Source organism: Actinoplanes sp. HUAS TT8, assembly GCF_051380535.1.
In the GTDB taxonomy this organism is placed as follows: Bacteria; Actinomycetota; Actinomycetes; order Mycobacteriales; family Micromonosporaceae; genus Actinoplanes.
This window is the reverse complement of the sequence record NZ_CP195646.1, coordinates 1,417,130-1,441,711: the sequence shown is the minus strand read 5'-3', so window position 1 is coordinate 1,441,711 and position 24,582 is coordinate 1,417,130. Positions and strand designations below refer to the sequence as shown.

At 70.0% G+C, this 24,582-nt stretch carries 25 protein-coding genes; 6 read left to right on the top strand and 19 right to left on the bottom strand.

The window, feature by feature from the left end; translation table 11 throughout:
* Nucleotides 1-302: 302 nt before the first annotated feature.
* From ACSHV8_RS06390 to ACSHV8_RS06380, 3 genes are read left to right on the top strand one after another with little or no spacing between them, the layout of a single operon-like run.
* Nucleotides 303-662: an ArsR/SmtB family transcription factor gene (locus ACSHV8_RS06390; protein WP_436530321.1), complete on the top strand. Its 360-nt coding sequence runs from the start codon at nucleotides 303-305 to the stop codon at nucleotides 660-662.
* Entirely contained in the window at nucleotides 659-1,300 is a 642-nt protein-coding gene (locus ACSHV8_RS06385; protein ID WP_436530319.1) for an SRPBCC family protein, read from the top strand. Before ACSHV8_RS06390 ends, ACSHV8_RS06385 begins: the two co-directional genes overlap by 4 nt.
* Before the next feature lie 55 nt (nucleotides 1,301-1,355).
* Nucleotides 1,356-1,706, top strand: a complete 351-nt coding sequence (locus tag ACSHV8_RS06380; protein WP_436530317.1) for an MmcQ/YjbR family DNA-binding protein — start codon at nucleotides 1,356-1,358, stop codon at nucleotides 1,704-1,706.
* Here the strand turns inward: ACSHV8_RS06380 and ACSHV8_RS06375 are convergent, their stop codons facing one another.
* Entirely contained in the window at nucleotides 1,707-2,300 is a 594-nt protein-coding gene (locus ACSHV8_RS06375; protein ID WP_436530315.1) for a TetR/AcrR family transcriptional regulator, read from the bottom strand.
* Between the two features lie 88 nt (nucleotides 2,301-2,388).
* Between ACSHV8_RS06375 and ACSHV8_RS06370 the strand changes: the two genes are divergently transcribed.
* Nucleotides 2,389-3,414 (top strand): MBL fold metallo-hydrolase, encoded by a 1,026-nt coding sequence (locus ACSHV8_RS06370; protein ID WP_436530313.1) that lies wholly within the window; start codon nucleotides 2,389-2,391, stop codon nucleotides 3,412-3,414.
* Here ACSHV8_RS06370 and ACSHV8_RS06365 read toward each other — a convergent pair.
* Genes ACSHV8_RS06365 through ACSHV8_RS06350 form a run of 4 tightly spaced genes read right to left on the bottom strand, consistent with a single transcriptional unit; the run spans nucleotide 3,405 to nucleotide 7,821 of the window.
* Nucleotides 3,405-5,036: a methyl-accepting chemotaxis protein gene (locus ACSHV8_RS06365; RefSeq protein ID WP_436530311.1), complete on the bottom strand. Its 1,632-nt coding sequence runs from the start codon at nucleotides 5,034-5,036 to the stop codon at nucleotides 3,405-3,407. The genes ACSHV8_RS06370 and ACSHV8_RS06365 overlap by 10 nt on opposite strands.
* Nucleotides 5,037-5,082: 46 nt before the next feature.
* Complete coding sequence (locus ACSHV8_RS06360) at nucleotides 5,083-5,889, bottom strand: ABC transporter ATP-binding protein (protein ID WP_436530309.1); 807 nt, start codon at nucleotides 5,887-5,889, stop codon at nucleotides 5,083-5,085.
* Between the two features lie 28 nt (nucleotides 5,890-5,917).
* On the bottom strand, nucleotides 5,918-6,910 hold the full coding sequence (locus ACSHV8_RS06355; protein WP_436530307.1) for a FecCD family ABC transporter permease: 993 nt from the start codon (nucleotides 6,908-6,910) through the stop codon (nucleotides 5,918-5,920).
* On the bottom strand, nucleotides 6,907-7,821 hold the full coding sequence (locus ACSHV8_RS06350) for a FecCD family ABC transporter permease (protein WP_436536699.1): 915 nt from the start codon (nucleotides 7,819-7,821) through the stop codon (nucleotides 6,907-6,909). The genes ACSHV8_RS06355 and ACSHV8_RS06350 overlap by 4 nt, the downstream gene beginning before the upstream one ends.
* Nucleotides 7,822-8,029: 208 nt before the next feature.
* Here ACSHV8_RS06350 and ACSHV8_RS06345 point away from each other — a divergent pair, with 208 nt between their 5' ends.
* Nucleotides 8,030-9,070: an ABC transporter substrate-binding protein gene (locus tag ACSHV8_RS06345; protein WP_436530305.1), complete on the top strand. Its 1,041-nt coding sequence runs from the start codon at nucleotides 8,030-8,032 to the stop codon at nucleotides 9,068-9,070.
* A gap of 993 nt (nucleotides 9,071-10,063) precedes the next feature.
* Here ACSHV8_RS06345 and ACSHV8_RS06340 read toward each other — a convergent pair.
* From ACSHV8_RS06340 to ACSHV8_RS06320, 5 genes are all read right to left on the bottom strand, one after another.
* Entirely contained in the window at nucleotides 10,064-11,182 is a 1,119-nt protein-coding gene (locus ACSHV8_RS06340) for an Ldh family oxidoreductase (RefSeq protein ID WP_436530304.1), read from the bottom strand.
* Nucleotides 11,183-11,193: 11 nt separating this feature from the next.
* A complete protein-coding gene (locus tag ACSHV8_RS06335) occupies nucleotides 11,194-12,873 on the bottom strand; it encodes a thiamine pyrophosphate-dependent enzyme (protein ID WP_436530303.1) in 1,680 nt (559 codons plus the stop codon).
* A gap of 1 nt (nucleotide 12,874) precedes the next feature.
* Nucleotides 12,875-13,750 carry an amidohydrolase family protein gene (locus ACSHV8_RS06330; RefSeq protein WP_436530301.1) on the bottom strand — a complete coding sequence of 292 codons (876 nt, stop codon included), beginning with the start codon at nucleotides 13,748-13,750 and terminating at the stop codon, nucleotides 12,875-12,877.
* Between the two features lie 94 nt (nucleotides 13,751-13,844).
* Nucleotides 13,845-15,038, bottom strand: a complete 1,194-nt coding sequence (lhgO, locus tag ACSHV8_RS06325) for an L-2-hydroxyglutarate oxidase (RefSeq protein ID WP_436530299.1) — start codon at nucleotides 15,036-15,038, stop codon at nucleotides 13,845-13,847.
* Nucleotides 15,039-15,070: 32 nt separating this feature from the next.
* Entirely contained in the window at nucleotides 15,071-16,480 is a 1,410-nt protein-coding gene (locus ACSHV8_RS06320; protein WP_436530298.1) for an aldehyde dehydrogenase family protein, read from the bottom strand.
* 147 nt (nucleotides 16,481-16,627) lie between these two features.
* On the opposite strand from ACSHV8_RS06320, the gene ACSHV8_RS06315 reads away from it, so the two are divergent.
* Nucleotides 16,628-16,906, top strand: coding sequence for a putative quinol monooxygenase (locus ACSHV8_RS06315; RefSeq protein WP_436530296.1), 279 nt, complete (start codon nucleotides 16,628-16,630; stop codon nucleotides 16,904-16,906).
* Between the two features lie 35 nt (nucleotides 16,907-16,941).
* On the opposite strand, the gene ACSHV8_RS06310 is transcribed toward ACSHV8_RS06315, so the two are convergent.
* The 9 genes from ACSHV8_RS06310 to ACSHV8_RS06270 form a co-directional block, all read right to left on the bottom strand.
* Nucleotides 16,942-17,913 carry a hypothetical protein gene (locus ACSHV8_RS06310; RefSeq protein WP_436530294.1) on the bottom strand — a complete coding sequence of 324 codons (972 nt, stop codon included), beginning with the start codon at nucleotides 17,911-17,913 and terminating at the stop codon, nucleotides 16,942-16,944.
* Complete coding sequence (locus ACSHV8_RS06305) at nucleotides 17,906-18,352, bottom strand: GlcG/HbpS family heme-binding protein (RefSeq protein WP_436530292.1); 447 nt, start codon at nucleotides 18,350-18,352, stop codon at nucleotides 17,906-17,908. Before ACSHV8_RS06305 ends, ACSHV8_RS06310 begins: the two co-directional genes overlap by 8 nt.
* On the bottom strand, nucleotides 18,349-19,119 hold the full coding sequence (locus tag ACSHV8_RS06300) for an alpha/beta fold hydrolase (protein ID WP_436530290.1): 771 nt from the start codon (nucleotides 19,117-19,119) through the stop codon (nucleotides 18,349-18,351). The genes ACSHV8_RS06305 and ACSHV8_RS06300 overlap by 4 nt, the downstream gene beginning before the upstream one ends.
* Complete coding sequence (locus ACSHV8_RS06295) at nucleotides 19,119-19,490, bottom strand: VOC family protein (RefSeq protein WP_436530288.1); 372 nt, start codon at nucleotides 19,488-19,490, stop codon at nucleotides 19,119-19,121. Before ACSHV8_RS06295 ends, ACSHV8_RS06300 begins: the two co-directional genes overlap by 1 nt.
* Entirely contained in the window at nucleotides 19,487-20,251 is a 765-nt protein-coding gene (locus tag ACSHV8_RS06290; protein ID WP_436530287.1) for a fumarylacetoacetate hydrolase family protein, read from the bottom strand. Before ACSHV8_RS06290 ends, ACSHV8_RS06295 begins: the two co-directional genes overlap by 4 nt.
* 1 nt (nucleotide 20,252) lies before the next feature.
* Nucleotides 20,253-21,668: an NAD-dependent succinate-semialdehyde dehydrogenase gene (locus tag ACSHV8_RS06285; RefSeq protein WP_436530285.1), complete on the bottom strand. Its 1,416-nt coding sequence runs from the start codon at nucleotides 21,666-21,668 to the stop codon at nucleotides 20,253-20,255.
* Complete coding sequence (locus tag ACSHV8_RS06280; RefSeq protein WP_436530281.1) at nucleotides 21,665-22,561, bottom strand: VOC family protein; 897 nt, start codon at nucleotides 22,559-22,561, stop codon at nucleotides 21,665-21,667. The genes ACSHV8_RS06285 and ACSHV8_RS06280 overlap by 4 nt, the downstream gene beginning before the upstream one ends.
* 79 nt (nucleotides 22,562-22,640) lie before the next feature.
* Nucleotides 22,641-23,552 (bottom strand): LysR family transcriptional regulator, encoded by a 912-nt coding sequence (locus tag ACSHV8_RS06275; RefSeq protein ID WP_436530279.1) that lies wholly within the window; start codon nucleotides 23,550-23,552, stop codon nucleotides 22,641-22,643.
* A 60-nt stretch (nucleotides 23,553-23,612) separates the two neighbouring features.
* Nucleotides 23,613-24,554, bottom strand: a complete 942-nt coding sequence (locus ACSHV8_RS06270) for a sugar ABC transporter substrate-binding protein (RefSeq protein ID WP_436530277.1) — start codon at nucleotides 24,552-24,554, stop codon at nucleotides 23,613-23,615.
* Nucleotides 24,555-24,582 lie beyond the last annotated feature (28 nt).

The window sequence follows — 24,582 nt, the reverse complement described above, 5'->3', positions numbered from 1 at the left end:
GGCCGTCGACCGCGGGCCGGGGCCCTACACCCCGGCCCGCCCCGAACCCACTCTCGGCCGTGCCCCACGCCCGCCTCGAAGCCGGGGCGGGGAGCTGTGGCCGGGTTTGTTGCTCTGACCGCAACCACCCGACCACGTCGCCCTTGCGGGCCTCGCGTCCTGGGCGCGCCAGCGCCCTGCGAGGACCGGAAGGGTCCCCGCGGGAGCGACGGTCTGTACCCCGGCGGAGATAGGCAATGAAAAGCTTTTGAAGGTTCTCTAAGTTCCCAGTTATATAAGTCATCTCTGATAAGGTGCTCATCGTGCATGCGTTCGACGTGCTCGGCGACCCGGTCCGGCGCCGCATCCTGGAACTGCTCGCCGACGGTGAGCTGAGTTCCGGCGACGTGACCGCGGTGATCCGGGCCGAGTTCGGGATCTCCCAGCCCGCCGTGTCGCAGCATCTGAAGGTGCTGCGGGACAACGGTTTCGCCACCGTGCGGCCGGTCGGTGCCCGGCGGCTCTACGCGGTCGACGACACCGCACTGCGGCAGGCCGACGAGTGGCTGGGGCGGTTCCGCCGGTTCTGGACGCCGCACCTCGCCGCGATGGCCACCGAGGTGGCCCGCGGGAAAAGACTGCGGCGACTGGCCGCGGCCGATGACGTGGAGGAGCTTCGATGATTGACGCGACCGAGCAGATCACCAGCGTGCGGCGGGAGCTCGCCGGGCGGACCGTGGAGGCCGGCGAGGCCCGGGTGCTGACCATCAGCCAGGTCTACGACACCGGCATCGACGACATGTGGGACGTGGTGACCGTCGCCGACCGCATCGAGCGCTGGTTCCTGCCGATCTCCGGCGAGCTCCGGGAGGGCGGGAAGTACCAGTTCGAGGGCAATGCCGGCGGGACGATCACCGCATGCGACCGGCCGCGCTCGTTCGACGCCACGTGGGAGTTCGGCGGGCAGGTCAGCTGGATCACGGTCCGGCTCACCGCCGAGGGTGCGGAACGCACGCGGTTCACGCTGGAGCATGTGGCGCTGATCGCCGACGGCGACGAGCACTGGCAGCAGTTCGGGCCCGGCGCGGTGGGCGTGGGCTGGGACTCCGGGCTGCTCGGGCTGGCCATGCACCTGTCGGCGCCGGACGCACCGCGCGACAACGACGCGATCATGGCGTGGATGGTGTCCGAGGACGGGCGACGTTTCATGAAGCTCAGCAGCGAGGCGTGGGCCGGGGCGGACGTCGCCGCGGGGGCCGACCCGGCGGTGGCCGGGAAGCAGGCGGCGGCGACGTATGCGGCCTACACCGGGGCCGCCTGATCCGTTCTCGTGTCGCTGGTTGCTTCCGAGGGGCGGATGGCGTAAGCCGGGCGGTATGGACGGGGAGAAACTGCGGCGGCACTGTCTCGCGAAGCCCGGCGCCTGGCCGGACGAGCCCTGGGAAGGCGACCTCGTGATCAAGGTCGGCCCGAAGATCTTCGCTTTTCTCGGGAGCACCGGCACCACCGTCGGCGTGAAGTGCGGCAAGGGCCGAGACCTGGCCGACGAGTGGCTGGCCCGGTACCCGGAGGACGCGTCGGCCAGCGCCTACATCGGGCGGCACGGCTGGAACACGCTGCGGCTGCAGGGTGCGATCCCGGAGGACGAGATCCTGGAGGCGGTCGACGCCTCGTACGAGACGATCGTCGCGGCCCTGCCCCGCAAGGACCGCCCGGCCCCGCAGTGATCAGGCGCGGGTCGAGGAGAGGACGAAGTCGACCAGGGCGCCGGCGTACTCGTCGGCGCCGGCCGCCACCCGGTCGCGCAGGTGCGGCGGGGTGGCCAGGACATGATTCATCACGCCGCCGCACACGCAGTCCAGCAGCAGGGTCACGCTGGTGTCGGGGCGCAGCTCACCCCGGTCGATGGCCCGGCGCACGATCGCGCGGGCGGCCAGGACCTGGGACTGCTGGTGGCGGTGGAGGTGGTCGCGGACCTCGGGGACCCGCTGGGCGTCGACCCGCAGTTGGAGGGCGGCCCGGCCGGACTCGCCCAGGTAGGAACGCTGGATCTGCCGGGCCAGGCTGACCAGGTCGTCGCGGACGGTGCCGGTGTCGATGTCCTCGATGCCGTTGAGCCGGGCGGCGAGGGCGGCCGCGAGCAGCGCCTCCTTGTTGGGCCAGCGCAGGTAGATCGAGGCCTTGCCGACGCCGGCGCGGCGGGCCACCGAGTCGACCGTGAAGCGGTGCCAGCCGTTCTCGCCGAAGACCTCGGCGGCGGCCCGGGTGATCCGGTCGTCGACCTCGGGATCACGGGGGCGGCCTTGTGGGGTTGCCGACATCGGGTCGCCTTCCGTTGCCGCCGGGACGCGCATCAGTCTAGGTTTCCTAGACCAGAGTCGTCTAGGAAGTGGGGTACGGATGGCACCGGTGACCCGTGCGGCCGGCGACGCGATCGTCGTGACCGGTGTCGCGCAGCGCGAGGCGTGGCAGGCGCGCGTGCTGCCGCCGGTCGAGCGGCTGGCCGGCGGGATCTGGTCGGTGCCGGTGCCGATCCCGCGCAGCCCGCTGCGATACACGTTGTCCTACCTGATCCCGGCCGACGACGGCCTGGTCGTCATCGACCCGGGCTGGGACAGCGACGAGGGCTGGGCGGCGCTGGAGAGCGGGCTGCGAGCGGCCGGCGCCGCGCCCGGCGACGTGCTCGGGGTCGTCGTCACGCACGTGCACTCCGACCATCACGGCCTCTCGAAGCGGCTGCAGGAGACCGGCGCCTGGGTCGCGATGCACCCGGCCGAGCTCGACGCGCTGAACCCGAGCGGCTCGCCGGCCGACTGGCTGCGGGCCCACGACGTGCCCGAGCAGGAGATCGCGGCGCTGGCCGGCACCATCGGGCAGCATCGGCTGTCCGAGCCGGCCCGGCCCGACGTGCTGCTCGAGGACGGTGACGCGGTGCCGGTCAAGGGGCGCACCCTGCGCACGGTGTGGACCCCGGGGCACACGCCGGGGCACATCTGCCTGGTCGAGCCCGAGGCCGGGGTGCTGCTCACCGGTGATCACCTGCTGCCGCGGATCAGTCCGAACATCGGGTTGCAGCGGCCCGGCTCGTCCCCGCTGGAGGCGTTCCTGGAGTCCCTGGAGCAGGTCGCCGCCCACGACGAGCTGGAGGCGCTGCCCGCCCACGAGTACCGGTTCCGGGGCATCGCGGCCCGCGCCCGGCAGCTGCGGGCGCACCACGACCGCCGCTGCGAGGAGATCGTGGCGACGGTCGAGCGGCTGGGCACGCCCGGGGTGTGGGAGCTGGCGTCGCAGCTGACCTGGTCCCGGCCGTGGGAGGAGATCGGCCCGATGCGGGTCGGCGCGGTCGCCGAGACCATGGCCCACGTGCGCTATCTGGCCGACCGGGGCGCCCTGACCTGGTCCGGTGACGTGGTGACGGCCGCCCCTCAGCGGTAGGTGAAGCGGCTCACCAGCTGGTTCAGGTCGTGGGCGAGCGCCGCCAGCTCGGAGGCCGCCTGCTGTCCGGCCGCCACGGTCATGGTGCTCTGCTCGGCCGCGCTGGACACGCCGTTGATGTTGCGGGCGATCTCGGACGCGCCGGCCGCGGCGGTGGCCACGTTCCGGTTCATCTCGGCGGTGGTCGCGGTCTGCTCCTCGACGGCCGACGCGATGGTCGTCTGGAACTGGTTGATCTTCTCGATGACCTCGCCGATCCGGACGATCGCGGCGACCGCGCTCTCGGTGTCGGCCTGAATGGCCTGCACCCGCTGCGAGATGTCCTCGGTGGCCTTGGCCGTCTCCTGCGCCAACTCCTTGACCTCACCGGCGACCACCGCGAACCCCTTGCCGGACTCGCCGGCCCGGGCCGCCTCGATCGTCGCGTTCAGGGCGAGCAGGTTGGTCTGCTCCGCGATCGACGTGATCACCTTGACCACCGCCCCGATCTCCTGCGAGCTCGCGCCCAGTTTGCTGACGGTCTCGGTGGTCTCGGCGACGACCGTGACCGCTTCCATGGTGACGCCCGCGCTGGCCGACGCGCTCTGCGAGATCTCCTGGATGGCCATCGCCATCTCGTCGGCGCCGGTGGCGACGGTCTGCAGGTTGAACGACACCTCGGCGGCCGACCCGTTGGCCGCCTCGGCCTGCTCGGTGACGGCCCGCGAACCGGAAACCGTCTGATCGTTGACCCGGGCCAGCTCCTTCGAGCTGTGCGCGAGCATTTCCGCGCCTTCGGCGAGGGCCGAGACCGTTTCCCGTACGGAGGTGGTCGCCCGGTTCACCGAGCGGGCCATCGCGCCGATCTCGTCGCGTCCGGAGGCGGGCACGTTCTGGTTGAGGTTGCCGGCCGCCATCGCCTCCATCGCCTCGGCCACCGGGTGCAGCCGCCGGGTGATGGAACCGGAGATGAGCAGCGCGAACCCGATGCCGGCGAGCAGCGCCACGCTGAGCGTGATGACCACGTCCCGGCGGGCCGAGATGTAGTTGTCGTGCGCCTGGTTCAGCGCCTCGACCGCGCCGACGGTCTCGACCCGGGCCAGCGCGCCGACCGATTCCGACATGCCGCCGACCGAGGTGTTGAAGGTCGCCGCGGGGACCGGCTTGCCCGACCGGGCGTCGGTGAGCGCCTGCTCGAACGTGGTGACGAACTCGGTGAGCTTCTCGGTCTCGGCGGCCGCCTCGGCGCTCTTGGGCTGCGCCTGATACTGCTTGAGCGTCTCGTCGAGCCCCTGCACGGCCTTGGCCGTGCCCTGCCCGGCGGTGGCCCGCTCGGCATCGGTCGCCGCCGATCCGGACATCGCGGCGTAATGGGCGATCTCGGCCTGCGCGCCCCGGATCTTGCCGAGCAGGTCGATGTTGGTCATGTTCTGGCTGCGGACGGTGGACATCCGCTCGTCCATGTCGCCCATCCGCATGATCGCCAGCACACAGGCACCGGTGACGACCACGGCGATGAGCAGCACCGAGGTGAGGATCTTGGTCCGGACCCGGAGGTCGGTGAACCACCGGGCCAGAACGTTACCGGTCGGGGTCAGTTCGGATGCTTCGGCTGCTTCGGCTGCTTCGGCTGCGGAGGACATCGGTGGGCTCCCAAGTCCGCGAATGGGGGGTGTGCTCCCCCTTTCGTCAGACTTCAGCGGTTGCTGAGGTTTTCCGTCGTGCGGCCGGAACGACCAGCGGTGTCCCGGTCTCCGGGTCGTCGATCACCCGGCAGGGCAGGCCGAAGACGTCCTCGACCAGCGCGGCCGTGAGCACCTCGGCGGGCGGCCCGGACCTGGCGACCTTGCCGTCGCGCATGGCGATCAGGTGGGTCGCGTAGCGGGCCGCGTGGTTCAGGTCGTGCAGCACCGCCACCAGGGTCCGGCCCTGCTGCTCGTGCAGGTCGGCGCAGAGGTCGAGCACCTCGATCTGGTGGGCGATGTCCAGGTACGTGGTCGGCTCGTCGAGCAGCAGCAGCGGGGTCTGCTGGGCCAGGGCCATGGCGATCCAGACGCGCTGGCGCTGTCCGCCGGAGAGCTCGTCGACGTTACGGTCGGCCAGGTCGCCGACGCCGGTCGCGGCCATCGACTCGGTGACGATCTGCTCGTCCTCGGCCGACCAACGGCGCAGCAGGCCCTGGTGCGGGTAGCGCCCGCGGGCCACCAGCTCGGTCACGGTGATGCCGTCGGGCGCGGTCGACGACTGCGGCAGTAGGCCGAGCGTCTTGGCGACGGTACGGGTCGGCATCGAGTGCACGTCCGCGCCGTCCAGCAGGACCGTCCCGACGGTGGGCTTGAGCAGGCGGGACAGCGCCCGCAGCAGGGTGGACTTGCCGCACGCGTTGGGGCCGATGATCACGGTGAACGAGCCGTCCGGGATCTCGACGCTCAGCTCCTCCGCGATGACCCGCTTGTCGTACGCCAGGGTCATCCCGGTACCGCTCAGACGGCTCATTCTCGTACTCCCGAATTTGTCGTGATCATCAGATTCGACCGGCCCTGCGTTCGCTGATCAACAGCCGGACCAGGTAGCCGCCGCCCAGCGCGCCGGTCACCACGCCCACCGGCAGCGGATAGCCGGAGTGCATGGCCAGCCAGTCGGCGGCGACGGTCAGCAGCGCGCCGATCGCCATCGAGGGCAGCAGGTTCGGCCCCGGCGCCCGGGTCAGCCGCCGCGCGATGTTGGGCGCGATCAGCGCGACGAAGGCGACCGGGCCGGCCGCGGCGGCCGCACACGCCACGACCAGGGACGCGACAAGCAGCGCGCCGTTGCGCAGCCGCTTGACCGGCACGCCCAGCCCGGCCGCGACGTCGTCACCCATCTCCAGCATCCGCAGGCCCGGCCCGCAGGCGATCGCGAGGATCGGGACGGTGACGATCAGCACGCCGAGCAGCGGCAGCGCCTCCTCCCAGCCCCGGCCGTCGAAGCTGCCGGTGAGCCAGAGCATGGCCCGCGCGTTCTCCATCTGGACGCCCTTGGTCAGCAGCCAGCCGGAGATCCCGTTGAGGATCGCGGTCATGCCGACGCCGATCAGGATGAACCGGTAGCCCTGCAGACCCCGGCGCCCGCCGATCAGCTGGATCAGCAGGGCGGTGGCCAGACCGCCGGCCACCGCGGCCAGCGACAGCTGCGTGCTGCTGCCGCCGAGGATCACCACGGCCAGGGCCGCGGTCCCGGCGCCGCTGGTGATGCCCAGCACGTCCGGGCTGCCCAGCGGGTTGCGGGTGATCGACTGGAAGACCGCACCACCGGCGGCCAGGGCCGTGCCGACCAGGATCGCGGTGATCACCCGGGGCAGGCGCAGCTCGTTGATGATGAACGCCTGCGCGGCGTTGCCCTGGCCGACCAGGGTCTTGACCACGTCGGCGGGTGCGATCGGGAACTCGCCGGTGCCCAGCGTGAGCACGGCCGTCGCGGCCATGGCGATCAGCGCGACGGTCCCGATGACCACCGAGCGGGAGCGGATGGTGATCATTTCGCGACTCGCACCAGGTAGAGGAAGAGAGGGCCGCCGAGCACCGCGGTGACCACGCCGACCTGCAGCTCACCGGGGCTGCCGACGATCCGGCCGAGCACGTCCGAGCCGACCAGCAGGACCGGGGCCAGCACCGCGGTGTACGGCAGCATCCAGCGCAGGTCGGGCCCGGTGATCGGGCGGACCAGGTGCGGGATCAGCAGGCCGACGAAGACGATCGGGCCGCAGGCCGCGGTCGCCGAGCCGCACAGCAGGGTGACCGCCACGATCACCATGACGCGGATCAGCCCGGGCCGGGCGCCGAGCGCGCGGGCCGCGTCGTCACCGAGCGAGAGCGCGTTCAGCGGGCGGGCGGCCAGGATGGCGATGATCAGGCCCGCCGCGATGAACGGGGTCAGCCGCCTGAGGGTGTCGAAGTCCGCGCTGGCCAGCGATCCGACCGTCCAGAATCGTACCTTCTGGATTGATTCGGTATTGGCCAGCAAAATCGCGCTCACGTACGAGTAGAGCGCCGCGTTCAGAGCCGCACCGGCCAGTGCGAGCCGGGCCGGCGTGGCCGCGCGACCGCCACCGACCGCGTACACCAGTGCGGTGACCGCGGCGGCGCCGGCCAGCGCGAACCACACGTACCCGGAGAAGGTCGCCACACCCAGGAACGCGGCCGACGTGGCCACCGCGGCCGACGCCCCGGCGTTGATCCCGAGCAGACCCGGGTCGGCCAGCGGGTTGCGGGTCAACGCCTGCATGATCGCGCCGGCCAGCCCCAGCGCCAGGCCCACCACCAGGCCCAGCAGGGTCCGCGGGAGCCGCATCTCGTGAACGATCCGGTAGTACTGCGAATCGGGGTCGACCAGGCCGGACCAGACCTCGGCGGGCGACAGGAAGCGCGCGCCGAAGCCGATGCCCAGCATCAGCACGACGGCGAGCACCACGAGCGCGGCCACCAGCCCGGCCGCGCGGACCGTGCCGTGGCGAACCCGCTGCTCGGAGAGGGTGTCGATGGTGGACAGTGGTGAACTCCCGTTCGCTTCCGGCGGATCCTGTTGACGCGCGTTCGGCTCGTTAGGTTAGCCTAACCATTTACACGGTCGAGTGACCGGCCTGTTGTCTGCGAAAGATGTGAGCATGTCTTTTTCCTCCCTCCCCCTGTCCCGGCGTGGCCTGCTCGCCGCCGGTGGCGCCGCCGTCGCCGGCGCGATGCTGACCGCGTGTGGCGGTAAGGAGGACGACACGTCCTCGCCGGCCTCGTCCGCCGCCGCCACCGGCCCGTGGAGCTTCACCGACGACCAGCCCAAGGAACTGAAGGCCGACAAGACGCCGACCAAGATCGTCGCGTTCACCGGCACCGCCGCCGCCCTGGTCGACCTCGGCCTCCAGGACAAGATCGTCGGCGTCTTCGGCGAGACCAAGAAGGCCGACGGCACCGCCGAGGCCCAGGCCGGCTCCCTGGACATCAACAAAGTCCAGATCGTCGGCAACGCGTGGGGCGAATTCTCCGTCGAGAAGTACGCCGCGCTCACCCCCGACCTGCTGATCACCCACCAGTTCGACCCGGGCGCGTGGTGGTACGTGCCGGACGAGTCGAAGGACAAGATCCTCGCCGTCGCCCCGAACAACGCCCTGATCAGCGTCGGTCGCGTCCCGCTGAACAAGCCGATCGAGCGCTACGCCGAATTCGCCAAGTCCCTCGGCGCCGACCTGAACGCGCCCACGGTCGCCGCGGCCAAGGCCCGCTTCGAGAAGGCCGCGCAAGACCTGACCGACGCCGCCAAGGCGTCCGGCGGCATCAAGGTCCTGTTCGGCTCCGGCGCCGCCGACGTCTTCTACGTCTCCAGCGCCGCGGTCAGCTCCGACCTCATGTACTTCAAAGAACTCGGCGTCGACCTGATCATGCCCGAGGTCAAGGGGCAGGACTACTACGAGTCGCTGAGCTGGGAGAACGCGGACAAGTACCAGGCCGACATCATCTTCCTGGACGCGCGGACCGGCACCCTCCAGCCGAAGGACCTGGCCGCCAAGCCGACGTGGAACGCGCTGCCCGCGGTCAAGGCCAACCAGGTCTTCCCGTGGCAGGCCGTCCCGATCTACTCCTGGAACGGTGCGGCGCCGCTGCTCGAAGCCCTCACCGCCGCGATCAAGAAGTCCAAGAAGCTCGCCTGATCGTCTCCGGCCCGCGTCGCTCCGATCACTTTCGGACGGCGCGGGCTTTTCTCAGCGTTCCCCCGCACCCGCCACGCTCTTCCCGCACCCCACACGTTCCGCAACGTTCGCCCCCGCGAGCCCAGCCCCACCCAAGCCCCAGCCGCGCGCCCTCTCCCAGCTGGCCCTCAGGGATGCCTCCGGTCCCCGGACACACCCCTCACCACTAGCCGACATCATGCGGCTGGCGCCCAGAGGTGCAACAACAACCCTTCGCAACCTGCCCGAGTTCGCCGGCTGGCGCTGAGAGCTGTCACAAGAACCCTCAGCACCAGCCCAGACCAGCCAGCTGGCGCTCACGGCTGCAACAGTCGCCCGAAACAGCCCTCAGCACCAGCCGAGATCAGCCAGCTGGCGCTCACGGCTGCAACACGCCGGGCGAGACAGCCCCCAGCACCAGCCCGGACCAACCAGCTGGCGCTCACGGCTGCAACACGCCGGGCGAAGCAGCCCTCAGCACCAGCCGCACGGTCTCGGCTGGCGCTGAAGGCTGCCGCACGTTGGGCGAGACAACCGTGAGCGCCAGCTGGGGCACGCGGTGACGGAACCCGGCCCGCAGTGCCTGACCAGCGCGGCGCGGATACGCGACCCGCGGTGCCTCACCCGCACGGCGCGGCGGCGGGGCCGGCGGGGCCGCGGCGCGCTGGGCGGTGGCGCGGCAGGTGGCGCGGCTGCGGCCCATGACGGCGTAATAGGCCCGGGCCCACATCGCGCGCGACGCACGGTGAGCGACGCACGGTGGTAGGTCGGCCGGGAGGTGAGGCTCGGCGGGAAGAGGGAGGGGAAGGGGCTCCCGAGCCGTGCGGGTCGGGAGTCCCGTTCGCCAAGATCATGGCTGGGAGCGACCCCACCCTCCACTGAGGGGGAAAGCCGTACCCACCAGGCCATTATCGCGGGAAAGCGAGGGGGTCGTGGGATGGGCTGTGGACAACCCGTCAGTGTGGATAACTCGGGTCAGGCTGTAGAGGGCTGAGGGACGCCGAGTTTTTCGGCCGCTAGCTGTAGTTCTGCCCATACCTTGGCGGCTACCGGGATGCCGTTGGCGGCTCGGGATGCGGCGACTGCCGCGCTGTTCTCGCCTGGATAGCGGATCTCCGTGTCATTGTCGGCTCGGGGCAGGGCCTTGAGTGCGTCCAGGGTGGCGCCGACGGCCTGGCCGAAGGCGGCCACGCCGGGGGCAGCCGCGCCGGGAGCGGTGCCAGGAGGGACGGCTTCGGGCGGGGCGGGGGACTCGTCAGGGGTGAAGGCGGCCGGGTCGAGGGCGATGATCAAGGCGTTCTGGCGGTGGATCTTGCCGGCTGGGTCGGTTGAGTGGAATGAGCTGAGGATCGGGGCGCCGACCAGGACGCTGGTGAGGAGTTCGAAGACCAGGGACATGCCGGCGCCTTTGATGCCGCCGAGGGGTAGCGGGAGTTTGGCCAGTTCGGGGTCGGTGGTGGGGGTGCCGTCGGCGGTGGCGGCGGTGCCGGGTGGGAGTTGTTTGCCGGCGTTGCGGAACTGGGCGATCTTGCCGAGGGCGATGCCGGCGGTGGCCATGTCGAGCAGGGCCGGGGCGTGGCCGGGGGTGGGGACGGCGATCGACAGGGGGCTGGTGGCTACGGCGGCGCCTTTGACGCCGGGGTAGGCCATGTTGGGCATTCCGGCGACGAAGGCGATCCCGATGAGTCCCCGGTCGGCGATCGAGGAGGTGTAGTAGCCGATCGCTCCGGTGTGGACGGTGTGGCGGACGCCGACGATGCCGGCGCCGTTGGCGTGGGCGCGGGTCACGGCTTCGGCGGCGGCGAGGCTGAGGGCGACCGGGCCGGGGGCGCGGTCGGCGTCGAGGACGGCGACGGCCGCGGTGGTGGAGGCGAAACGGAGGTGTGGTGTGCGGTTGGCTTCGCCGGAGTCGAGCAGTTCGAGGTAGCGGGGGACCCGGGACGCTCCGTGCGAGTCGACGCCGCGCAGGCTGGCCCAGGTCAGGACGTCGGCGATGGTGGCGGCGTGGTCCGCGGTCACGCCGGCCGCGGTGAACAGGGCGGTGGTGAAGGTGCGCAGGTCGTCGGCGGGGACGAGGACCTTGGGTGCGGGCATGGGCGGGGGTCCTAACGGGAGACGCGGACGTTGAGGATCGCGGTGGTGCCGGACCGTACGGCCTTGAGCGCCCGTTCCAGGGCGGGCCGCAGTTCGGCCGGGGCGGCGACGGTCTCGCCGTGCATGCCGAACGGTTCGGCGAACGAGGCCAGGTCGGGCTGGTCGGCGAGGTCGTGGCCGAGGAACTCGCCGGTGTCGACGGCCGCGCCCTGCGGGTAGAAGCGCAGGTGGTTCATCTTCATCGACCGGTATTCGGTGTTGTTGAAGACCACGATCAGCAGCGGGAGCCGGTTGGCCCGGGCGGCCTGCAGGGACTGGACGATCGGGTTGTAGAGGAACGCGCCGTCGCCGATGGTCAGCGCGACGAGGGCGGACGGGGCCGCCAGTTTCACGCCGAGCGCGACCGCGATGCCCTGGCCGAGACCGCCCTGCACGTAGAAGTACGAGTCGGGCCGGGTCGCCTGCAGGTGGCGCTGGACGACGCGGCTGTGCGTGATCGTCTCGTCGACCACGATCGCATCATCGCCCAGAGCCGAGCGCAGCGAAGCCACCACCAGAACCGGGTCGATCGCCGCACCATCAAAAAAGCGTTCCTCGGCAGCAGCAACCGCCGCGATCTCCGCGTCGTGGCGGGACGGGTCCGACGGCCGTACGGGAAAGCCTTGCTCTGTGAATCGAACCGCAAGCTCCCGCAGCGTCGCCGCAACCCCGCCCTCAAGGTAGTGATCGGCGTTGAGGACCTGGTAGACGATGTGCGGCCGCTGCGGCTGCTCGTCGATCACGACGATCTTGGCGTGGGCCGGCCGGCGCGACGGCGGGTAGAACGGCGCGCGGCAGTTGAGCAGGATGATCACGTCGGCGGTGTCGACGAACGGTGCGATGTCGCCGCCGACGTGCAGTTCGTGGTCGCGCGGGAAGTTCGCGCAGACCGCCGAGTTGGGTTCGACGACCGGGATGCGCAGCGTCTCGGCGAATTCGACGAGCGCTTCCAGCCCGCCGGGTTCACGGCCGGTCGTCTCGGTGATGATCACCGGATTTGCCGCGTCGGCCAGGAGCGACAGAACGGCCTGCATGTCCTCGGCGGTGCTGACCGTGGTGCCTCGCGGCGCGACCGGCTTGAGCTCCCCGGCTTCCCACGGGTCGAGCAGCACCTCCAGGGGGATGTTCAGGTAGACCGGGCCGGCCGGCGAGCGCCCGGCCATTTCGAAGGCCCGGGTGATCATGGTGGGCAGCGTGTGGACGCTGGCCGCCTGCGACGACCATGTGGTGAACGGTGCGGCCATCATGTGCGGGCCGCCGACCACCGACAGGTTGCGGTACCACTGGCCGCCCGGGTCGGGGCCCGGCCCGTCGCCGTACGTGATGGATTCGGAGGAGGCCACCACCATGGGCGCGCCGGCCAGCAGGGCGCCGTGGATCGCCATCGAGCCCTGGAGCAGGCCCGGGCCGGCGTGCAGGAGAACACCCTGGGCGCGGCGGGTGACCAGGGCGTACCCGGTGGCCATCCCGACCGCGACGGTCTCGTGAAGCAGGTCCAGGTACCGGGGGCAGGGCAGTCCGTCGCGGTGGCGGCGGGCCAGCGACTCCCACACCGGGGCCCATTCGGACCCCGGTGAGGAGAAGATGTAGTCCGCCCCGACCGCGTTGAACGCGCTGATGACCGCGTCGCCGCCATCGGAGTGTGAGGCCATGTCAGTTCCCGGTCGGGTTCGGCGTGATCGGCCAGCCGAGGACCTCGCAGATGCCCCGGCCCATGATCCACTCAAGCTCTTCGGCGGTGAGGTCGTAGTGCTTGGTGAACTGCTCGATGGTCTCCACGTAGCTGAGGCCGTGGCCCAGCAGGCGGGTGATGTCGGTGCCCCAGAAGCAGCGTTCCGGGCCCATCTTGTCCACCATCTCACGGACGTACTTCTCGATGTTCAGGTTCGGGAACGGCTGCGTCGAGTAACCGGGCAGCGCCGACACCTTCACGTAGATGTTCGGGTATCTGTGCAGCTCGGCGGTCTCCGACACCCAGTAGCCGATGGCGTCGTCGACGCAGCGGGCCATGATCCCCATGTGGTCGATGATGATCTTCAGGCCGGGGTGCCGGCCGGCGATCGCGCCCAGCTCGGCCTTCCAGATCGGGGCGTGCACCATGGTCGGGATGCTCAGCTCCTCGGCCAGCGGCCAGTACCAGTCGTTGGTGCCGTCGATCATCCAGTTGCGGTCGATCGGCCGGTGGAAGGTCAGGCGGGTGCCCTTGATGTACGGGTTCTGCGCGAAGTCCCGCAGCATGGCCGCGCCCTCGACCGGCTTGTTCTGCGGGATCCGCGCCATGATCCCGAACCGGTCGGGGTGGGCCTCGCACGCCTCCAGCGCGTAGTCGATGCGGTCGCCCTCCCAGGACGGCGGCAGGATCAAGGCGCGGTTGACGCCGGCCTCGTCCATCAGCGCCAGGCACTCCTCGTACGAGAAGGGGTCCTCCCGGTGGCCGTTGAGCCGGATCCGCTCGCGAGCGCCCGGAACCCAGGGCCGGTCCGGGGTCTCTTCCTTCCAGATGTGCACCTGGGAGTCGACGACGAACATATGAGTTTCCTTTCGAGCCGGTTGTGAAAGACGCTAGGGAACAAATCCGGTGGTGCGGAGTCCGTAGCGTGCAATCGGTTCTTGCATGAATGCGTCAGTCGAATACCGCGCCGACCACGTGCCCGGCGATCGCCAGAGAGGACGTCGCCGCCGGTGAGGGCGCATTCCGGACGGCCGTGATCGGACCCATCCGGTGAATGCGGAAGTCGTCGACGAGACTGCCGTCGCGGTCGAGTGCCTGGGCCCGCACGCCCGCCCCGGCCCGGACCACGTCGGCCGCGCCGATCTCCGGGACGTACTGCATCGCCTCGGCCATGTAACGGCTCTTGGACAGTGAGCCGCGCACCTCTTTGACACCGGTGCGCCAGTGCTGTTTCGCCATCCGCCAGGCGCCCGGCCACGCGGCGAGCGCGGCGAGGTCCGGAACGGAGAAGTTCGAGCGCTTGTAGCCCTCTTTCGCGGTGGCGAGCACCGCGTTCGGGCCGACCTCCACGATCCCGGTCACGCGGCGCGTGAAATGCACGCCGAGGAAGGGGTAGCGCGGGTCCGGAACCGGGTAGATCATGCCGCGGACCATGTCCGCCTTATCGTCGTTGACTCGCATGTATTCGCCCCGGAACGGGATGATGATCGGCTCTTGCTGATCGCCGGCCAGCCTGGCAACCCGATCCGAATAGATCCCGGCGCAGATGATCAACCGGTCCACGACCAGCCGGTTCTCCCCCGAGGTGACTTCGGTGCGACCGGACCGGTCGGTGATCCCGTCGACCGGCCAGCCGAAACGGACCTCTCCCCCGGCCGCGATGATGTCGTCGGCGAAGGCGCGGGCGACGCCGGGGAAATCGGTGATCGCGGTTTCCGGGGAATGCAGCGCGGCCAGCCCGGCGGCATGCGGCTCGATCTCACGGATCCCGGCGGGATCGACACGACGCAATCCGGGTACGGCGTTCTCCCGCGCCCGTTTCTCCAGATTGTCGAGCCGCCCCAACTCGTCGGCCCGCACCGCGACGACAAGTTTGCCGCATTCGTCGTAGGCGATCTGCCGTTCCTGGCAGTACTCCTTGAGCAGCGACCGCCCGCGCGTGCAGAGTTCCGCTTTCAGGCTGCCCGGCGTGTAGTAGATGCCGGCGTGCACCACCCCGGAGTTGTGCCCGGTCTGGTGCAGTGCGACGTCGTTCTCCTTCTCCAGCACCACGACCCGGGTACCCGGTCGCCGGAGGGTGATCTCCCGGCCGATCGCCAGCCCGACGATGCCCGCCCCGACGATGCCGATGGTCTCGTCAGCCATCAATGTCCCGCCTCTTTCGCTAGGTCGCGCGTTCAGCCGAAGTGGACGGCGAACGTCTTGACCTTGGTATAGAACCGCACCGCCTCGGCGCCCTGCTCCTTGAAAGGCGAGCCGGAGTCGCGGAAGCCACCGAACGGCTGATGCACGTCCCAGCCACTCGTCGTGGTGTTGACGGCGATCTGTCCACAATCGGCGTCGGCGATGAAACGGTGCGCCGCCGCAAGGCTCTCGGTGAAGACGGCCGCGGCGAGCCCGAACCGTGAGTCGTTCACCGCCTCGATCGCCTCATCAAGACCATCGATTCGACGTACGGCGATGACCGGCCCGAAAACCTCGTCGCGCCACACGTCCATGTCCGGCGTGACGTCGACCAGGATCGTCGGCTCGACCCCGCAGCCGTGGCCGGGCACCTCGGTGCCGCCCAGCTCGACCCGGGCGCCCTGCTCGACCGCGCCCGCGATGTGCGCGAGCACGCTGCTCTGATGCGTCTTGCTGACCAGCGGCCCGGTCGTCAGTTCGGCCACCTTCGCGCGCAGCCGGGCCAGGAAGTCGTCGTGGACCGCGCGATCCACCAGCACCCGGCTGGTCGCGGTGCAGCGCTGCCCGGCCTGCCCGAACGACGCGGCGACGACCGCGGTCGCGGCCCGGTCCAGCCGCGCGTCGGCCAGGACGACCGACGCGTTCTTGCCGCCGAGCTCGGACTGGAACCGCACGCCTCGCGCGGCCAGCCGCGCCCGTAGTGCCTCGCCGACCTCGTTGCCGCCGGTGAACGTGACCGCCGCGATCCGGGGGTCGTCGAGAAGAGCATCAGAGATTTCCGACGTACGGCCGGTGACGACGTTGACCACGCCGGCCGGGACACCCGCGTCGTGCAGCGCCCGGGCCAGGTGCAGCGCCGACGTCGGCGTCTCGGTGGCCGGCTTGAGCACGACCGCGTTGCCGGCGGCCAGGGCCGGGGCGAGCTTGCGGGCCGGGGTGATCATCGGGTCGTTCCACGGGGTGACGGCCAGGACCACGCCGAGCGGTTCGCGCTGGTAACCGGCCCGGGTGTCCGGGCGGGCGTCGTGGATCAGCCCGCCGTACTCCTCCCGGCCGGCCGCCGCGTAGTACTCGAAGAAGTCGGCGACCTTCTCGGCCTCGCCGCGCGCCTCGGCCGGGGTCTTGCCGTTCTCCCGGGTGATCGCCTCGGCGATCTCGGCCGCCCGCACCCGCAGCAGCACCGACGCCTTGGTGAGGATCTTCGAGCGCTCGATCGCCGAGGTCGCCCGCCAGACCTGGAAACCGGCCTCGGCGGCCGTGTAGATCTCGGTGACCTGCTCGGCGGTCAGCGCCGGGACGCGGACGAAAGGCGCTCGCACGTCACTCGGGTCGAAGACGTCGACCCAGCTCTCGGCGCCGATCCACCGGCCCCCGGCCAGGGTCTCCATGGTGCGAACGGACATCTCCACCCCTCCAGAACGCTTGGTATCGCGAATGTTAAGAACCGTCGAATGGGTGGGACCATGCGCTGCGGCGGATGCATTGGTTGCGCCCGGCGCATCCATTTCTTTGCTGGAATCTCCGCACTGACAAACCGTGGGAGGAAGCTCGTGGCATACGCCGTCTTCGCGCACTACCGGTGCGAGCCGTCGGACGCGTCGCTGATCCGGGATTCACTGCTGAAGATGCGCGAGCACACCCGGGAGGAGCCCGGGAACCTCGAGTACGTGGTGCACCGGACCGAGGACGGATTCCTGCTGTACGAGGTGTACGCGGACCGGGCCGGATTCGACGCGCACGCGGCGAGTGACCATTTCGCCGAGTACATCGTGGAAATCGTGCGGCCGCTGCTGACCGCTCGTCAGGTCACGTTCGCCGAGGTCCTGTAGTTGTCGGGCCGGCCTTACCAAAGGCCGGCCCGAGGTCAGAGCTCGTTGCCCCAGCACATGCGGGCGATGGTCTCGACGTGGATCAGCTTGCGCCACTGGTCCTCGACGCCGATCGTGGCGCCGCCGGCGGTCGGGGAGAAACCGGCGCTCGGGCTGACCGCGACGTCCTCCAGGTCGCGGATGGCACCGGCGACGTCCATCCGATCCATGATCGTGTCGATGTCCTCCAGCTCGGCGATCGTGGGGTCGACGATGCCGAGGCAGACGTCCCGGTCCGCGGGGACGGCCCGGAGCAGGGCGATCTCACCCGGGGTGCCCTTGTCGAACGGAAGACTCCAGCGGTCGACGGGGATCTCCGCGAACAGCTTCTCCGCCACGGCGGGCACGATCTCCGGCGCGGAAAGAACGGGACACAATCCGATACGTACGTTGAAAGGCTTGTCCTTCAGGGTGACGGCCAGCGCATCGATCTCGATCGCGTCGTCCAGCGACAGGGTTTCCGCCGCCGAACCGGTCAACGGCCCGGTGTAGCCCGGATTGTCGATCTGGACATAGCGAACGCCCCGGGCGATGATCGCCGCGATCTCGTCGTTGATGATCTTCGCGAGAGCCAGGCCCAGCTCGCGGGCACTCCCCCAGGCGCCGCCGGGCGTGTACAGCTCGGCCGCGAGACAGGCCGGTGACGGCAGCGTGGCCTTGGCCGGGATCCGGGTCAACGTGGTCAGCGCGGCCGCGTCCTCGGCGACCGGCGACCGGTGCGGCTTCAGCTCGCCGCGGTCGAACCCGTCGACCGCGTCGAGGATCACGCTGCGGAAGTCGGCCCGCCGGAACTCGCCGTCGGTGACCACGGTCAGGCTGATCCGGCGCTGCCGGCGCACGGCCTCGGCGATCGCCGCGTCCTCGATCGCGCGCCGGTCGGGTGCGTCGGCGGCGCGGGCGGCGAGCAGTTCGGGCGGGCGGACCAGGCTGCCGTGGTGGTCGATGCGGAACTTGAAGGTGTCAGCCACGGTTCTTCCCCCAGGCTGCGAACGTCAGCTCGTAGCCGAGCTCGGTCAGCACCTCCTCGCAGACCTTCTGGTCCTCGGCCGGCGTGCCGCCGGAGACGCCGAGTCCGCCGAGGATCTCCCCGTCGCGCTTGATCGTCACGCCGCCCTCGGTGGCCACGATCGGGTGCGCGGCCATGGTCGAGAGCTGGGCGAAGAAGCCGGGGTTGCTGGTGGCCCAGTCGTAGAGCATGTTCGTGGGCCGTTCCATGATCGCCGAGCTGTAGGCCTTGGCGATCGCGATGCTCGGGGTCAGCGCGCGGGCGCCGTCCGAGCGCTTGACCGAGATCAGGTGGCCGCCGGCGTCGACGATCGCGACGCTGAGCGCTTTGCCCAGGCCGGTGCCGCGCCGCAACGTACCCGCAAGAATTTCTTCTGCCTCGGCCAGAGTCAACCTGGTCATACGAGGGCCTCCCGGATCTCCGCGACGGCGGCGTTGTAGAGGTCGGGCGACTCCCAGTACATGGAGTGCGGGGCGCCCGGCACGATCGACAGGTGCGAGCCCTTGACCAGTTCGTGCGCACGCTTCACGGTCGCGACGCTGAGGACCGCGTCGGTCTCGCCGGCCAGGAACCAGAGCTGAACGCCCGAGGCGACGATCTCCTCGATGGTCGGCCCGCCGGTCGACAGGTTGCGCAGGTCGGCCATCTTGGCCACGTTGAACGTGCCCATCTGCTGGAAGAGGAACGTCTTCGCGGGCTCCTCGGCCTGGAACTTCTTGCTCATCAGCCGGTCGATCACCGGCAGTGTGACCGCTTCGGCCCGGTCGGCCGCGACCAGCTCGGAGAGTTCCGGGTGGTCGAGGCCGCCGAGCGAGTGGCCGAGGGCGACACCGGCCACCCGGTCGGGGCGTTGGAGGGCGGCGCGCAGCGCGGCGACCGAGCCGATCGACTGGCCGACCAGCAGCACGTCGCGCAGGTCCTCGGCGTCGAGGACGGCGATCAGGTCACCGGGGAAGTCCTGCCCGTCGAACTCCGGCATCGAGGAGTCGGACCGGCCGAAGCCGCGCAGGTCGACGGTGACCACCGTGTAGCGGTCGCGCAGCGCGGTGACCTGCTGCCACCAGGCCGCGTGGTGCCCGCCGGACCCGTGCACGAAGAGGATCGCGGGGCCGTCGCCGTGACGCTCGTAGTAGATCCTGGCCCCGTCGGGGGAGGTGGTGAAGGGCATCAGGCGGGCCGCTTTCCGTGGAAGACCAGTTCGATCATGGTGTGGTCGGGGTCGTGGATGTAGCAGAATTTCGACTGGTTCTCCGGCCGCTCGATCGGCCGGGTGTGCCGGATGCCCAGGTCGGCGAGGTGCTTCAGGAAGCCGTCCCAGTCCTCGACTTCGATGGCGAAGTGGTACGGCGCCATCCGGTCCATCTCCTCGACCGGCGTGAAGTGCAGGTCGAAATTGCCCCGGGTCATCAGGACCACCCTGGTGTTGCTCTTCGGCGTGATCGCCTTGAGGCCGAAGACCTTGGAGTACCACTCCTTGGTGCGTTCGGGATCGGTGGTCGGGAAGTTCACGTGGTGGATGTATTTCGGGGCGTTGCTCATTTTTCCTCCAGGACGGGGTTCGACAACGTGCCGATGCCGCTGATCTCGATCTCGACCGTGCGGCCCGGTTCCAGCTGGACGTTGCTGTCGGCGCCCATCCAGAGCACGTCGCCGGGGCGCAGGGTGATGTATTTGCTGGTCTCGACGATGAAATCGAACGGGTCGAAAATCATGTCGCCGGTGGCGAACCGGGCTTTCACCGTGCCGTCGACCCGGACCGTGGTGGTCTGCGCGAGGGGATCGACGCCGGTCTCGATCCAGGGGCCCATCGGCTTGAACGTGTCGCTGTTCTTGCTGCGCCAGAACGTGCGGTCGGCGTGCTGCCATTCGCGGGCCGAGACGTCGTTCCCGATCGTCCAGCCGAAAATCGATTCCTGGGCCTCGTTCCTGGAAGCCTTTTTGAGCGTACGACCGATGACCGCGACCACTTCACCCTCGGCCTCGAAGCGACCCGTCACCCCGGCCGGCCGGACGATCGGCGAACGGTGACCGGTCAGGGCGTTGTTGGCGCGGTAGCCGACCTCGGGGCGCTCGGGGGCCCGGGCACCGTAGTGCTCGACGTGCGAGCGGTAGTTGTAGCCGACCGCGTAGAAGACGCCGGGGACGACCGGCGGCAGGAAGTCGACACTCGCCGTCGGCACACGGCTTCCTGTCCGATGCGCCGGCCCGGAGAGGGGGTCGCCGTCGAGGACGTGCGCCAGGCCGTCGGCGATCTCCGCGAAGACCGCCCGCCCGTGCAGGTTGATCCGGCTGTAGCGCATCTCAGTCCACCAGCAGGTGCGAGACGCGCTTGGTGACCAGGTAGGCGTCCAGGCCCTCGGGCCCGCCCTCGCGGCCGAAACCGCTGGACTTCACGCCGCCCGAGGGCGCCTCGGGCACCGACCCACCACAGTGGTTGATCGACAGGATGCCGGCCTCGAAACCGCGGATCAGCTTCTCGGCGGTCGCCGACGACCGGGTGAATCCGTAGGCGGCGAGCCCGTACGGCAGAGAATTGGCGATCCGCAGGGCGTCGTCGAGATCGTCGACGGCGACGATCGGCGCGATCGGCCCGAACGGTTCCTCGACCATCACGCGCGCGTCCTCCGGGACGCCGGTGAGAACGGTCGGCGCGAAGAAGAATCCGGGCCGGTCCAGGCGCCCGCCGCCGCGCTCGACCGTGGCGCCGCGGCTGACCGCGTCGGCCACCAGCTCCTCCATCGCCTTGAGCCGGCGCGGGTTGGCCAGGGGCCCCATGGTCACACCCTCGTCCAGGCCGTCGCCGACCACCACCCGGTCGGTGGCCTCGACGAACGCCGCCACGAACGCGTCGTACAGGGAGGAGTGCACGAGGAAGCGGCTGGGTGACGTGCAGACCTGGCCCGCGTTGACGAACTTGGCGAAGACCGCCTTGCGGGCGGCCTGCACCGGGTCGGCGTCGGCGGCGACGATCACCGGGGCGTGGCCGCCGAGCTCCATCAGGGACGGTTTCATCGCGGCGCCGGCCTGCGCGGCCAGCAGTTTGCCGACCGGGATCGAGCCGGTGAAGGCGACCAGGCGGATCCGCGGGTCGGCGATCAGGTGCTTCGACACCTCGGCCGGGTCGCCGAAGACCAGGTTGAGCACGCCGGGCGGGAGTCCGGCGTCGGCGAAGCAGCGGACCAGTTCGACGGCGGTGCCCGGGGTCTCCTCGGACGCCTTGATGACGATCGAGCAGCCGGCCGCGAGGGCGCCGGCCATCTTGCGCATCGGGGAGCCGGCCGGGAAGTTCCACGGGGTGAACGCGGCGACCGGGCCGATCGGTTCCTGGCGCACGCTCAGCACCGTGTCGGCGGCCGAGGGGATGATCCGGCCGTAGGCGCGGCGGGCGTCCTCGGCGTCCCAGCGCAGCGCGCCGGCCACGCGCAGGACCTCGCCGCGCGCCTCCGCGAACGGTTTTCCCTGCTCAAGGGTCATCACGCGGCCAATGCGGTCGGCCCTTTCGGTGAGCAGCGCGGCGGCCTTGAGCAGGATTGAGGTGCGGTCGGCGGACTTCCAGACTGCGAAGCCCTTCTCGGCCGCGGCGATGGCCCGGTCGAGGTGCTCGGTGGTGGCCAGCGCGACCCGGGCGATCACCTCCTCGGTCGCCGGGTTGAGGACCGGCGCGGTGTCCGCCGTGGCCACCCACTCGCCGTCGATGTAGAGGGACAGATCCGTCATGAGGTCTCCCGGGAACTACGCAGGGTCCAGATGTGGTGCGGCGGCGTGGTCTCGTGCACGCGGGTGCCGTACGTGTCGTCGATCCGGTCCATGTCGGCGGCGAGTTCCACGCGTCCGCCGCAGGGGGCGTGGACGAAGCGGAAGACGTTCGAGCCGACCGTGTGCCGGCCGAGCTTGCGGGCCTCCGGCCAGCCCTTCTCGATCATGTGGTTGCCGCCCTCGATGACGTCGTCGAAGCCGGCCACCTCGTACGAGACGTGGTTGATCCCGGCCTTGTCGGGCCGGTGGCAGAGCAGGAAGTTGTGCTGGTCGGCGTCGCCCTCGACGCGCATGAACGTGCCCATCGGCTTGACCACGTCGGTCGGGATGAACTCCAGTCCGTCGACGTAGAACGCGACGGCCTCCTCCTGGCCGGCCTTGGGGATGTTCAGCGCGACGTGGCACATCCGGATCGGGCGGACCCGGCCGACCGAGCTCAGGGCCTGGTTGACGCGCGTGACCGCGCCGGACGTGTTCGCCGGCCGCGGCGGCCCGGGCGAAAAATCGGAGATGCCGGCTATCGTCAGACCGACCCCGAACCCTGTCCGATCCACTGTGCGGAAGACGCCGTCCTCGCTGCGAGAGGCGCCGATCCTGGCCGACAGCCGCACCAACTCGTCAACGGTGTCGACGCCCCAGACGATCTCCCGCGCGGTCGGCCCCCGCTCGACCGCCGGTGGCAGATCGGCCCGGTCGCCCGCGTGCAGGACCAGGGACTGGCCGATCCGGGTGCGGAACACCGCGGTCACGTCGTCGGCCGATTCCAGCGTGAGGCCGAAATCATCGAAGAATCGAACGTTAGTGGCGAGATCGTCGACGGTGTAAATCACCGACTCGATGCGCTGGACTCCCACCGTCGCCTGCCTTTCTCGTGTGCCGAAATCGATCCTAGGAGCGCGTTCCGTCGCCCGACCCCACGAAATTCGCAAGCCTTCATTGCTCGAATACCGGGAGTGGATTCTCGGCGAACCATTTCGTGAGGAAGCCCAGGAACACCTCGACCTTGCGGGGCACCTGAGCCGACGGGCCGTAGATGGCGTACAGCGAACGGCTCGGCACCGGCAGCTCGGGCAGCAGCACCCGTAGCCGGCCGTCGACCAGATCGTCGTAGGCCGACCGGCTGGGCAGCAACGCGATGCCGCGCCCGTGCACGGCCGCCTTCAGCAGCGCGATGTACGAGTTGGACTGGAACGCGATGTTGCGGATCTTGTGCAGCGTGCTGGCGTGGCCGTGCCCGATCCGCCAGACCGGGTCGTTGACGTGCACCAGGCAGTCGTGGTCGCCCAGGTCGTTGGGGTCGGTGAGCAGGCCGTGCCTCTCGACGTAGCCGGGCGACGCGCAGAGCACGAACGGCAGCGACGCGATGCGTTTGAGCCGGACGCTGGAGTCGCGCAGGTCGCGGGTGTGGAACGCGACGTCGAAGCCCGAGTCGAGGAAGTCGTACGTGCGGTCGGACATGCCGCCGAGCTCGTACCGCACGGCGATCCTCGGATGGCTGACCGCGAACTCGGCGATCGCGTCACCGAGGTCCATCCCCCCGATCCACTTGGGACAGATGATCGACAGCGGGCCCTCGGGGCGGTCGTGCGCCTCGGCGATCTTCGCGTCCTCGGCGTCGATCTCGTCGAGGATGCGCTGCGCGAACTCGCTGTACCGCACGCCCGGCTCGGTCAGGCTGACCGAGCGCGCGGTGCGGTTGACCAGGTGGACGCCGAGCTGTTTCTCCAGGTCGGCGACGTGCCGGGAGATCAGCGACCCGGAGGTGCCGAGCTGTTTGGCGGCGCCGCTGAAACTGCCGACCTTCGCGACCGTCACGAAACTGCGCATGACCAGAATGCGATCCATGGATCCTCCAGCAAATCCGTGGGGGAACGGGGCCCCGCTCCCCCACGATCGGTACGGCCGTCAGCCCTTCAGGCAGTACTGCGGCGCCTTGTCCAGGTTGTCCTTGGTGATGAGCGCGATGGGCACGTTCGCGATCTTCGTGGCGCCGCTGCCGGACTTGAGCAGGGCGAGCGCGTTCTTCACGGCCAACTGGCCCATGTCGTTGGCCGAGTTGGCCACGGTCGCGGCGAACGTGCCGTCCTTGACCGCGGCCAGACCCTCGTCGGTCCCGTTGACGGTCACGATCCTGACGTCCTTGCCGGCCGCCTGGAACGCCTGGTAGGCGCCGAACGCCATGTCCTCGTTGGCGACGAACGCGTACTTGAGGTCCGGGTGGGCCTGGATCAGGTTCTCGGCGACGTCCTGGGCCTTCTGCCGGTTGAACATGCCCGGCTGGTTGCCGACCACGGTCAGGGTGGCCGGCAGCGCGCCGGTGAATCCGGCGACCATCTGGTCGGACGCGGCGCCGGGAGCACCGGCGATGATGCCGACCTCGGCCGCCGTGGTACCGGCGTCCTGGGCGATCCAGTCCGCGTCGAGCTTGCCGACGCCCTTGAGGTCGACCACCACGGCGCCCAGGATGTCGCTGGTGTCCTCGGTGATCACCGAGGTCAGGAAGATCGGGATGCCGGCCGACCTGGCCTTGGCGACGTCGTTCTTGAGCGCGTCGGAGTTCACCGTCTGCACGATCAGGGCGCTGACGTTGCGCGAGATCATGTCCTCGATGTTGCTGAGCTCGGCCGCCGGGTCCTGCTTCGAGTTGGCCGAGACGACCTTGGCGCCGCCGGCCGCGGCCTCGCTGGTGATCGCCTTCTCCAGGCAGGTGTGGAACTCGGTGGTCGCGCCGTTCACGAATCCGAGGGTGACGCTGTCACCGCCACCGGCGGCCTCGCTCTTGTCGCAGGCGGCCAGGGAGATCACGCAGAGCGCGGCTATCGCCGTACGGGAAATCCTTTTTTTCATGTTATATCTCCATCCGAGGGGTGCGAAA